This window comes from Acinetobacter sp. RF15B, from assembly GCF_007558235.1.
GTDB lineage: Bacteria > Pseudomonadota > Gammaproteobacteria > Pseudomonadales > Moraxellaceae > Acinetobacter > Acinetobacter lwoffii_C.
The window spans coordinates 18,380-30,506 of the sequence record NZ_VLSR01000013.1 but is presented as its reverse complement, the minus strand read 5'-3'; the positions used below and the strand labels follow the sequence as shown (position 1 = coordinate 30,506).

General features: G+C 46.0%; 10 protein-coding genes and 1 tRNA gene. 8 read left to right on the top strand and 3 right to left on the bottom strand.

Annotated features, from left to right (window positions below; translation table 11 throughout):
- Positions 1-56: 56 nt before the first annotated feature.
- Together E2K74_RS10405 and E2K74_RS10400 are read right to left on the bottom strand one after the other, a co-directional pair.
- Complete coding sequence (locus E2K74_RS10405) at positions 57-1,229, bottom strand: alanine racemase (RefSeq protein ID WP_151207467.1); 1,173 nt, start codon at positions 1,227-1,229, stop codon at positions 57-59.
- 10 nt (positions 1,230-1,239) lie between these two features.
- Entirely contained in the window at positions 1,240-2,523 is a 1,284-nt protein-coding gene (locus E2K74_RS10400) for a D-arabinono-1,4-lactone oxidase (RefSeq protein ID WP_151207465.1), read from the bottom strand.
- Positions 2,524-2,748: 225 nt separating this feature from the next.
- Between E2K74_RS10400 and E2K74_RS10395 the strand changes: the two genes are divergently transcribed.
- Both E2K74_RS10395 and E2K74_RS10390 read left to right on the top strand, forming a co-directional pair.
- A complete protein-coding gene (locus tag E2K74_RS10395; RefSeq protein WP_151207463.1) occupies positions 2,749-4,392 on the top strand; it encodes an acyl-CoA synthetase in 1,644 nt (547 codons plus the stop codon).
- A 231-nt stretch (positions 4,393-4,623) separates the two neighbouring features.
- On the top strand, positions 4,624-5,250 hold the full coding sequence (locus tag E2K74_RS10390; RefSeq protein WP_151207461.1) for an SOS response-associated peptidase: 627 nt from the start codon (positions 4,624-4,626) through the stop codon (positions 5,248-5,250).
- A gap of 198 nt (positions 5,251-5,448) precedes the next feature.
- On the opposite strand, the gene E2K74_RS10385 is transcribed toward E2K74_RS10390, so the two are convergent.
- Positions 5,449-5,535 (bottom strand) — tRNA-Leu (locus tag E2K74_RS10385).
- A gap of 167 nt (positions 5,536-5,702) precedes the next feature.
- Here E2K74_RS10385 and queA point away from each other — a divergent pair.
- From queA to secD, 6 genes are all read left to right on the top strand, one after another.
- On the top strand, positions 5,703-6,737 hold the full coding sequence (gene queA, locus E2K74_RS10380) for a tRNA preQ1(34) S-adenosylmethionine ribosyltransferase-isomerase QueA (protein WP_151207459.1): 1,035 nt from the start codon (positions 5,703-5,705) through the stop codon (positions 6,735-6,737).
- 16 nt (positions 6,738-6,753) lie between these two features.
- Entirely contained in the window at positions 6,754-7,782 is a 1,029-nt protein-coding gene (locus E2K74_RS10375; protein WP_151207457.1) for a hypothetical protein, read from the top strand.
- A 28-nt stretch (positions 7,783-7,810) separates the two neighbouring features.
- The gene (locus tag E2K74_RS10370) at positions 7,811-8,380 is read left to right on the top strand and encodes a LemA family protein (protein ID WP_151203679.1); all 570 of its coding nucleotides are present in this window, start codon (positions 7,811-7,813) and stop codon (positions 8,378-8,380) included.
- A 229-nt stretch (positions 8,381-8,609) separates the two neighbouring features.
- Entirely contained in the window at positions 8,610-9,740 is a 1,131-nt protein-coding gene (gene tgt, locus E2K74_RS10365) for a tRNA guanosine(34) transglycosylase Tgt (RefSeq protein WP_151207455.1), read from the top strand.
- A gap of 100 nt (positions 9,741-9,840) precedes the next feature.
- A complete protein-coding gene (gene yajC / locus E2K74_RS10360) occupies positions 9,841-10,170 on the top strand; it encodes a preprotein translocase subunit YajC (protein ID WP_151203683.1) in 330 nt (109 codons plus the stop codon).
- A gap of 54 nt (positions 10,171-10,224) precedes the next feature.
- On the top strand, positions 10,225-12,123 hold the full coding sequence (secD, locus tag E2K74_RS10355) for a protein translocase subunit SecD (protein WP_151203685.1): 1,899 nt from the start codon (positions 10,225-10,227) through the stop codon (positions 12,121-12,123).
- Positions 12,124-12,127: the final 4 nt, after the last annotated feature.

Here is a 12,127-nt window from a genome sequence, read left to right as displayed (position 1 = left end):
GAAAATCGCTCCAGCATAGTAAAGACTCCGGCTAATTTTTTTGCTTCAGGATTTTCTTATTCCCGAAAGGTTTCCCATGCAGTCAATCGTCCTTCATGATAGGCATACAGTCGGGCAAACTGCGGAATCACCGCTTCACTTTGCAGGGGCCTTAAAAACACATAATCATCGGTGCTTACTGCACAGTGTTTGGGAATCTGGACCATTTCCTGATTGCTGCTACGTCCATACAGGGCATGTGGCTGGCTTTTTTCCGGATAAATATAATCTGCCTGCCAGTAGCCGCCATAAATAAAGGCGGCTTTATATCTATGCGGCAGACGATTCAGCACTTCCAGCCCCGGAATCTGACTATAAGGCAATATTTTTAAAATGGGCGCAGCAATCCATAAAGCACAGTGAAAAGCAGACAGAGGGTCCAACTCGAAATCACGCGGCTTGAGCAGCATCGAGCCAAAGGCCAGATCATTACAGACACTCTGCTGGCAATGCTGCATAAAGGTCGGACTGCCGCCACCGTTAAAGCACAGATCTGCCTGCCACAGCTCAGGAAACTGCTGTTGAAGAATAGTTTTATAGCGTTGATAAGTCTGCTGTGATTGTTGATAACTTTTTTCCGGGCTTTTCAGCACTTTTGGCAGCTTTGCAACATGGGCATCATAGCCCATCAGGCCGGAAAGCTGGAGAAAGTCGGGATGTTGCCGAATCAGCTCAAGTAAGGCGCTAAACTGCTCTGGATGACTGACACCACCCCGATGCAGGCCGACATCAATTTCAAGGTTGATGTTAAGACACAGCTTTAACTGCTGTGCCAGTTGCAGATATTGTTGCAGCCGTTCCAGATCATCCACCAGCCATTGAATATTTGTCGGTGGATACGACACATTTAGATCTGAACGGTTTTGATAAAACTGCTGGACTGCCTGAACAGGCATCGGTTTACCCAGCAAAATATCGGCCTGCTTGAATCTGCTCAGTAGGTCTGACAGATGTGGTAGATGAAAAACCATAAAACGCTGAGTCTTTAGCTTTTCACTGGCCACTTGCAGTAACTGCATACAGGCCAAAGATTTCACCACCAGACGTGGCTTGAGCTGAGCAGTAGCCAACTTGGACTGCACCATCTCCAGATTGGCGTGATAACGGGCCAAATCCAGAATCAGTTGTGGTGTACCCGTGCCCTGTTGCTTCAGGTCCTGAGTCAACTGCTGAAAATAAACAGCTTGCATCCTGCCTCTCCTACTCCGTCAAAAACAATTGTTTTAAATAAGGGTTTAGCCACTTTTGCTGCGGGTCAAGTTGCTGGCGCAAGGTCATAAACTCATCCCACTTCGGATAAAGTTCACGCAGGCCAGTCGCAGTCATGGAGTGCAATTTGCCCCAATGAGGACGTCCCTGATATTTCTGTAAAATCGGCTCAACCAGAGCAAACACAGCCTGATAATCCTGTTTATAAAACTGGTGAATCGAGATAGAAACTGAATCACGCTGATAAAATGGACTTAACCAGATGTCATCGCCTTTGACATAACGGAACTCGATCGGAAAAAATATCGGGGCGCATTGCTGTTTTAAGGTTTGTAAAACTTCTTCCAGACATTGCAGGCCCAAATCAGCCGGCAGCTGGTACTCCATCTCATTAAATTTGGTATTGCGCGCTGTGGGGAAAATCCGGCTGGACCAGTCCACATAACAACTGGGTTTGACAAAAACACCGAGTAATTTTTGTAGATAAGGATTAGAGGCAGGAATAATTCGGGTCAACTCCGAACATACAGTCAGTAAATTATCTTCAGAAGGCCAGCCGTCCTCTCTGGGTTGAATGGCGTCATCGGTTTCATCCAATGTTTTCAGCATCACCACGTCGGAATGGATAAAAGCCCAGAACTCAATATGCCGATGCTGATTTTTCCAGTGTTCAAGCTGGGTAAAGACTTCTTTTAATCTACATAGCCGGATCTGTTCTTTTAACTTATAACAGGAACGGTTTTGCAGGGTAATTTTGGTTAGTACACCCAAACTGCCCAGTGCTACCCGTCCTGCCTGAAAAATATCATTATTTTGCTGTTGATTACATTGTAGCAACTCACCGTCCGCGGTCAGTAGTTCAAAACCCTGAACAAAAGCGGCAAGGCAAGGTAAATCGACTCCTGTGCCATGGGTCGCGGTAGAGATCGCACCTGCCAGACTTTGCTGGTCTATATCGCCCTGATTGATCAAGGCCTGATTGAAGGGCGTTAAATCCTTGCCCAATTCATAGAGTCGTGTACCGGCCTGCACGGTGGCCCGGGTGTTTGCTTTATCCCAGGCCACAACGCCTCTTAAATGATCCAGATTCACTAAAATATTATCTGTGGTGGCGAGCGCACTAAAGGAATGTCCTGCACCGACAGCACGAATCTGCGCCGAAGATTTCACAATATCCTGTAAATGCTGGAGATGCTGAACCTGAATAATTTCCGGTCGCGCCTGCTGGCTACCCGACCAGTTCTGCCACCTTCCCTCCGCCTGTCTTATTTTCATTATTCTTCCTTGACCATGAGAATTTATTTTCAATTAGAACAAAATACCCCAAAAAGCAAACATAGGAACCGGATAGTTCAAAAAAAATTAAACTAAAAAATAATTATTATTAAATTCAATATTTTAAAAACAACGAACAAAAACTCGACTAAAGCATAACTGTCAGAGATACTGAAAAATGACTATTGTTAAAGGATGTAATAATAAAATTCATGGAGTAGAACAATGGTCAGCGCTTATGACGAATTACCACGCACACCGGCCAATTTTGTTGCGTTGTCTCCTTTGCGTTATCTGGAGCGTGCCGCCTATATTTATCCGACTCAGAATGCCATCATTCATGGCAAGCGTGAAATTAGCTGGCGTGAAACTTATCAGCGCTGCCGCCAGTTTGCCCATCAATTACAAAAGCTCGGCATTGGCAAAAATGATACCGTTTCGGTCCTGTTACCGAATATTCCAGCCATGATTGAAGCACACTTTGCTGTGCCGATGGCGGGTGCAGTACTGAATACGCTCAATACACGCCTCGACGCCAAAACTCTGGCCTTTATGCTGGAACATGCAGAAACCAAGGTGCTGCTGGTCGATCCGGAGTTTTCTGCTGTGGCCAAAGAAGCCCTGGACATGGTGCCTCAAGAAATTTTCGTCATTGATGTAGAAGATGAAAATTATGAAGAGTGCTTTACTACGCCGATTGGGCAGATTGAGTACGAAGACTGGCTAGCTGAAGGAGATGCCAGTTTTGAGTGGCATTTACCGCAGGATGAATGGGATGCCATCAGTCTGAACTATACATCCGGCACTACCGGCAATCCTAAAGGTGTGGTCTATCACCATCGTGGTGCGTATATCAATGCGGCCAGCAATATCATTGCCTGTGGCATGACGCCACGCGCCACCTACTTATGGACTTTGCCTTTATTTCACTGTAATGGCTGGTGCTTTGCTTGGACCATGGCAGCAAACGGCGGAACCAATATCTGTCTGCGTAAAGTCGATCCGGAACTGATCTTTAAACTGATCGAGCAACACAAAGTGGACTACTTCTGTGCTGCGCCAATTGTCCTGTCTATGCTGATCAATACGCCTGAAGATAAAAAGGTAAACATTGAGCATCGTGTTGAAGTAATGGTGGCAGGTGCTGCACCACCTGCGGCAATTATTGAAGGTATGCGTAATATTGGGATTAATGTGACGCATGTGTATGGCCTGACTGAAACCTACGGTCCATCAGCGCTATGTGCTTCGCAAGCGGGCTGGTCAGAACTGTCCCTTCAGGAGCAGGCGCAGCTGCACTCCCGTCAAGGGGTGCCTTATCCGTTACAAGACGGCATGAAAGTGCTGGACCCGGAAACCATGCAACCTGTGCCGAATGATGGCCAGACCATGGGTGAAATTATGTTCCGGGGCAATATTGTGATGAAAGGCTATTTAAAAAATCCGGAAGCAACCGCAGAAGCTTTTGCAGGTGGCTGGTTCCATACCGGTGACTTGGCTGTGTGCCAGCCGGACGGCTATGCCAAAATCACGGACCGTTCAAAAGACGTAATTATTTCCGGTGGTGAGAATATATCCTCCCTAGAAGTGGAGGAAGTTTTATATCAACATCCGGCGGTACTAACCGCAGCAGTCGTTGCCAAACCTGACCCTCGCTGGCAGGAAGTCCCATGTGCCTTTATTGAACTAAAACAGGGCAGTCAGGTTACAGAAGAAGAAATTATCAATTTCTGTCGTGAGCATTTGGCACGTTTTAAAGTGCCAAAAGATGTGGTCATTACCGAGATTCCAAAAACCTCCACTGGTAAATTACAGAAGTTTGTCCTGCGTGAATGGGCCAAAGAACGTTCACAAGGTGAATTCTCTTAATTCATTGCGATAGCCTAAAACTGCCTCAAGCCTGAATTTTTCTGTTGCAATATAAAAAGGAGAATTTCAGGCGTGGGGCTTTTTTATGCTTAAAATAAAGTCATCAGATTACCTAGCTCAGCTCTAAAGTATTGATCCGGTGATCGTCGGCTTCTTTAACACAGCAGCCCGATAAAGTCGGGTCTGTTCAGCCCCCTTGAATTGTGTTTTGTCGCATTCAGGAGATAAACAATGTGCGCCAATTTTCGTCCCATCAGCAGAGAGCAGGCTCAACTCCTGAAGCTGCCCGATCCGCCTGAGTTTGACTTTAAGCCAGATATTTATCCGCTGAATGACTGCCCGCTTGTCTTTGCTGGCCCCCAAGGGCTTGAATGGCGTTCGGTCAAATTTGGCATGATTCCGAAATGGGCCAGAACGTTCAAAATTGGCAGAATGACCTACAACGCCCGAACTGAAACTATCGATGAAAAACCGAGTTTCAAAAACGCGTGGTATCACAACCAGTTTGCCCTGATTCCGGTGCAGATTATTTATGAACCCAAATATGTAGATGGCAAGGCCCAGCACTGGGGCATCTATCGCAAAGATGGCCTCCCCTTTACCGTCGCTGCCCTCTATGAAAATACCACTTTAGAGGGGGAGCAGGTTCGCTCCATGTCTATGCTGACTATCAATGCTGATCAGCATCCACTTATGAAAAACTTCCACAAACCCGGAGCTGAAAAGCGCTCGATTATTGTGATTCCGGAGCAACTACGCGAGGACTGGTTATATGGTAATTTTGAAGATGCAGCGCAATTTTTTATCCATATGAATCCTGCGGAGTTTACTGCTTCTTTTATGCCGCGCAAGACTTAAGCACTGAACGGCTAGAAGATTTATTCGCTACTGGCATGATGATTCTGCTCGCTCCCTTTTCTTAAAGGAGGTTGTTTACTCGTTTTATGCAGTTAAGGTATAGAAAAATATTGCAAATATTCAATAACTTGCACTCAAAATAAAAACTTTCAGGCAATAAAAAACCCAAGACTGAATATGCTTGGGTTTTTTGAATTTTGGTCCCGAGGGTCGGACTCGAACCGACACGTCATCTCTGACAGCGGATTTTGAGTCCGCCGCGTCTACCAATTTCACCACCTCGGGAGTGGATGTCGGCTATATTACTCTGATTCGAAAACTTGTCAACGCAGAAAAAACACATTTGCTTAATTTTAAAACAATTGGCATTTTTTTGTTTTATAATCCGGCAATTCCCGCCACAAAAAAGAAAAAAGTTTATACTAGCCGTAGTTTTTTTATCGTAAATTGTCATGCAACTTTCTGATTTTAGTTTCGATCTCCCCGATGAGCTGATTGCCCGTTACCCGCTGGAACAACGCAGTGCCTCTCGCCTCCTGCATCTGGATGCACAAGGCCAATATCACGATCACCAGTTCACCGATATTCTGGATTTGCTGAATGAAGGAGATCTGCTGGTTCTGAATGACACCAAGGTCATGAAAGCGCGCCTGAAAGGGAAACGCGCATCAGGTGGCGCTGTTGAAGTGCTGGTCGAACGGATGATAGACCAGTTGGTTGCCCACTGTCATATCAAGGCCAGTAATACGCCTAAAGCTGGTGCAGAACTGTTTATTGGACCAGATGCTATTAAAGTCACGGTTCAGGGACGTCATGAGAACCTGTTTATTGTCGAATTCTCTCAGCCGATTCTAGAAGTACTAGATCAATACGGCGCCCTGCCGATTCCGCCTTATTTCAACCGTGAAGCGGAAGAGATTGATAGCGAGCGGTATCAGACTGTATTTAATGATCCGACCAAACTGGCCAGTGTTGCCGCACCCACTGCTTCTTTGCACTTCGATGTCAACTTATTGAATAAGCTAGAAGAAAAAGGCATTCAAAAGACTTTTGTGACCTTGCATGTGGGTGCAGGTACCTTCCTGCCCGTACGCACTGATGATATTGAAAATCACATCATGCACAGTGAATGGTGTCAGGTTTCAGATGAATCCATGGCGTTAATTAAAGCCACCAAAGCGCGTGGCAATAAAGTGATTGCCGTGGGAACCACTGCCACCCGGGCCACTGAAAGTGCGGCTCAGGCCAATGGTGGTGAATTGAAAGGCTGGACTGGCGATACCCAGATTTTTATCTATCCCGGTTATGAGTTCAAAGTGGTCGACCGCCTGATTAGCAACTTCCATTTGCCGGAATCCACCCTGCTGATGCTGGTATCGGCATTATCCAGCCGTGACCATATTCTGAAGGCCTATCAGCATGCGGTGGCCAGTCAATATCGCTTCTTCAGTTATGGCGATGCCATGCTGATTGATCAAGCCGAATAAAGCAGGAAGCTTCCCGATGCCGATCGACTCTGTGCAGCATTCCATTCATATTCGACGCAAGAAGAATAAAGTGGTGCTTCACAATATTGCGCGGCTCTGGCACTTGGGCCATCAGGCTAAAAGCTATCAGGAACTACTAGATGGCTTGCATCCCTGGAATGGCCCAATCACTTTAAAATTTGAAAATAACCTGCCACTCGCCTTGGGTGGAATCAGTATTTTTTTAATCATGGGTGTGTTTATCGCACCTGAAAACATCTGGGTTCAAAGCTGTGTATTTTTAGGTTGCCTGCTGCTGTTCGGTGCCTATATCAGTTATGAACACCGTAAGCCGCTGGATGACGTCATCCGCTATCTGGAAGAGGTAGCGATTGCAAAAAAATATCAGCTGGCTTTTCAACAACAACCGCAGCATATTTCTATTGCGCTGAATCCCCTGCATTTCATCAGTCATTTAAAGCGCCAGTTTCCGGTCTTTAACCAGGGTTCCCTGAGGAATGATATACAGCGTTATGCCAGTACCGTCTGGGAAGATGAAGATGGTCAGCAGCATCAGGTGCTGCTCTTTCAATATCATTATGTGCATGAAGTCCAGGTACGGGACAAAGAAGGCCAGCCGATCAAACTGACCGAAGTACATAAAGATCTGTGGGGAGTATTTGTGTTTGACATTCAAACTCAGGGACTGGCTGTCACCACGGCCCGAAAGAAATTTTATTATCCTTTTACCTACCCTTGGCACAGTAGTGATATTCGCACCAACCAGAAATTGAGCTTTTATGGTAGTGACCCGCTGCAGATGGCCAAACTCTACACTCCAGGTTTTGTACTCAGACTGGCTGACTTTTTTGAACGGCGTCAGGGAGACTTAATGTTTCACCCGGAAAGTCAGCTGCTCTGCTACCTAGGACCCCACAATCTGTTTCAGGCATCGAGCAAACACAATAAAATTAACGATATTCCAGCATTGCGTGGGCATCTGAGAACGTTTAAATTAACCGAACTAGAAAAGTTACAACACGACTTACTACAGTTTTTAAAATAATTATTTCAACTTTAAGGGGGAGCTACGCATGGGCTTTTTGATTTTTTGCCTGATCATGGTCGCTGCGATTGTCGCGATCATCATGATCCGTAACAATATTGTCCGTCATCACAACTCGACCATTCGTGCCTGGGCCGATGTGGCCAGTTATGAACGCCAGAAAATTAAAATCCTGGATGGTCTGCACCCTCTGGTCGAACAGTATTCCAGCTTTGAAAAAGGTACTCTGGAAAAAGTGACCGAACTGCGCCAGAACATCATGAACCTGAACATGAAAGATGCCGATATTGCCCAGTTACAACGCATTGAAAGCCTGAATAAAGAACTGATGCGCAGCCTGAATGTGGTGATTGAAAATTATCCAGAACTCAAAGCCAATGAAATTTATCTGAAAATGATGAATGAAATTGAAGAACAGAATGAAAATGTCGGTGCTGCGATCACCATTTATAACCGCAATGTCGAGCTGTTTAATAATCAGATCCAGATTTTTCCGCACAATATGATCAATGACATGCTGCTGAGAAAAAAAGCGGTACGTCCTTTTCGCGACCAGAACGTCAGTCAGAATTTTGACTATCGTCCGAATTTTCATTAATTGTACATTTTACTCAAGCATGTTTTCTCTGGCTGACGACAAGCAGAAAAAAGCCAGGAATTAAGGATATTTTATTTTTATTTGAAACTTCACTTTAATCATTTACAAATAAAATTACAGAGTTGAAACTCTGGAATGCTGGCGTTTCAGGCCGGAATCAAGGAAAATAGCGCCTTTTATTTATATTAACAATCAGCGAACTGTTTTTTCGCCTCGATGTGGAACTCCTATGAAGTTTGAAAAATCAGATCAGTCGGGCCGTGCCCGTCGTGGTCGTTTAACGCTTGAACACGGTGTGGTGGAAACTCCCGTATTTATGCCAGTCGGTACTTATGGTACGGTCAAAGGTATGTTGCCACGTGATGTGGAAGGCATTAAAGCCCAGATTATCCTCGGCAATACCTTCCATCTGTATCTGCGTCCTGGCCTGGATGTCATTAAAGCGCATGGCGGCCTGCACGGTTTCATGAAATGGGACAAGCCGATTTTGACCGATTCTGGCGGTTTCCAGGTCTTTAGTCTAGGTGCAATGCGCAAGATTGAAGAAAAAGGAGTTACTTTCCGTTCTCCCATTGATGGTTCAAAAGTCTTTATTTCTCCTGAAATTTCAATGGAAATTCAACAGGTGCTGAATTCTGACATTGTGATGATTTTTGATGAATGTACCCCTTATCCTGCAACGCATGAAGAAGCACAAAAATCCTTGCAGCTGTCTTTACGCTGGGCCAAGCGCTGTAAAGAACATCATCACAATCACCTGAACAATACCAACGCCCTGTTCGGTATTATTCAGGGCGGCATGTATGAAGACCTGCGCGATGAATCCCTACAAGGCCTGTTAGAAATTGGTTTTGACGGTTATGCGATTGGCGGCCTGTCTGTCGGCGAACCGAAAGAAGAAATGATCAAGGTCCTGGATTATCTTCCGGTCAAAATGCCGGAAGACAAACCGCGTTACCTGATGGGTGTCGGCAAGCCGGAGGATATTGTGGAAGGCATTCGCCGTGGTGTCGATATGTTTGACTGTGTCATGCCAACCCGTAATGCACGTAATGGCCATTATTTTGTGACAGACGGTCTGGTACGAATTCGCAACAGTAAATATCGTCATGATCAAAGCCCGTTGGATCCACATTGTGACTGCTATACCTGTCAAAACTTTACCCGTTCTTATCTGTTCCATCTGGAAAAATGCGGAGAAATGCTGGGCTCTATGCTGGGCACCATCCATAACCTGCGTTATTACCAGCGTTTTACTGAAGATATCCGTAATGCGCTCGACCATGGAACTTTTGATGAATTTGTACAGGACTTTTATGCCCGTCGCGGCCTGGAAGTTCCACCTTGTCCACAAGATTAATCTTTCAGCATTTGCGCTGAAGAAAAAGACAAGGTAAATTGCAAGAATATGTCAATTTATTACCGAGTTGATCACCAGTTTTTTATTTTAGGAAAATGAAATGAGCCTTTTTATTTCGACTGCGCACGCTGCAGGTGGAGCCGCACAACAACCAAGTATGATGGCTAACATCCTGATGATTGCGGTTTTTATTGCAATCTTCTACTTTCTGATCTGGCGTCCACAGTCCAAACGTGCCAAAGAGCACCGCGCCTTGGTGGACAGCCTTGGAGTAGGCAGCGAAGTGGTATTCGCTGGCGGTTTAATGGGCAAGATCACCAAAATTGAAGGTGAATTTGCAGTAGTTGAATTAAGCCGTGGCGTAGAAGTTAAAGTTCAGCGTGCGAGTGTGATCTCAGTGCTGCCTGAAGGTACTTTAAATAACATTTAATCAAAAAACAGTCGTGCCACCCGCACGACTTTTTTCATTTTAAGAAGAAAACGAATGCGTTACCCAGCATGGAAATATGTACTGATCCTGGTTGTCCTGGTGATCAGTACCTTATATGCCCTGCCAAGTTTGTATCCAGATGAACCTGCTGTACAGATTTCGGGTGCCAAAGCCGGTACTCAAATTGACGCAGGCATCATACAAAAAGCAGAGCAGATTTTAAGCACTGAAAATATTGCAACTCATGACAATAGCTTTAGTAACAATGCCGCCCTCTTACGCGTAGATTCAAGTGAAACCCAGCTCAAAGCCAAAGAAGCATTGCGCCGTGGTTTGGGTGATGAATATGTGGTGGCCTTGAACCTGGCCCCGACCACCCCAGAATGGCTACAAAAAATTGGTGCCAAGCCAATGAAGCTCGGCCTGGACTTGCGTGGTGGTGTACACTTCCTGCTTGAAGTGGATATGGACAAAGCCATTGCCCAGCGGATGGAAACTTCAGCCGCCGACCTGCGTCGTCAACTGCGTGACAATAACCTGAAATTCAACAGCCTTTCTTTAAGCAACAATACCATTGTGGTGCAGTTTGCCAACAATGATGACCGTTCTGCGGTCATGGATTTCTTGCGTCGCAATGGGAATGAGTTTAACCCGCAAGCTGTAGCCACCGACTCAGGTTCAACTTTACGTTTGAACTATACAGACACGCGTAAGCAGGAAATTGAGTCGTATGCTGTTAACCAGAACTTAACCACCTTACGTAACCGTATTAATGAGCTCGGTGTAGCAGAAGCATTGGTACAAACCCAAGGCAGCAACCGTATTGTGGTCGAGCTTCCAGGTGTACAGGATACAGCTGAGGCCAAACGTGTTCTGGGTCGTACTGCGAATCTGGAATTCCGGCTGGTGTCTGATCTGAATGATCAGTCAATCGACCCATATACCGGCCAATTAAATGGCACTCCGCCACCGGGAACCGAAGCTTTTGCTTATGAATCGCTGGACAGTGGGCGTCAGTTATTGCTGAATCGTAACCGTATTTTGACCGGTGAGCGTGTTCAGAATGCCTCAAGCGGTTTTAGCCAGGACACTGGTGGTGCTGAGGTCAATATTACCTTGGACAGCGCGGGTGGCAAGCTGATGGCCGATGCAACCCGTAATGCAGTCGGCAAGCGCATGGCGGTACTGTTCATTGAAAATAAACAGCGCATCAGTTATGTCGAAGACCCTGCAACTGGTACCCAGACTGAAGTACGTACGCCATATACCGAATCTGTGGTAATTAATGCCGCCACCATTCAGGCCGTACTGGGTTCACAGTTCCGTATTACCGGTCTGGATTCACCACAAGAAGCAGCTGAACTGGCCTTGATGTTACGTGCTGGTGCTTTGGCTGCGCCCATGTATTTTGTTGAAGAACGTGTGATTGGTCCAAGTCTTGGTCAGGAAAACATCGACAAAGGTGTATTATCTACGCAGATCGGTTTCATTCTGGTGGCAATCTGGATGGTGGTGTTCTTCCGTCTGTTTGGTGTGATTGCCAACTTTGCCCTGATCTTTAACCTCGCTATGATCCTTACGGTCATGTCCTGGATTGGTGCGTCTCTTACCTTGCCGGGTATTGCAGGTATCGTGATTACCATTGGTATGGCGGTCGATGCCAACGTCCTGATCTGTGAACGGATACGGGAAGAACTTAAATGGGGGGCCTCGCCCAAACAGGCGATTGTGGCTGGTTATGACCGGGCCTATAACACCATTTTCGACTCGAACCTCACCACCTTCCTGGTGGCATTTATCCTGTTCGCGATTGGTACTGGTCCGATCAAAGGCTTTGCCGTGACTCTGATGATCGGTATTGTCTGCTCAATGTTTACCGCCATTACGGTAACCCGTGCCATTGTTCAGCTGATCTATGGCAAAAAACGTAACTTGAAAAAGTTGAGCATTTAAGGAG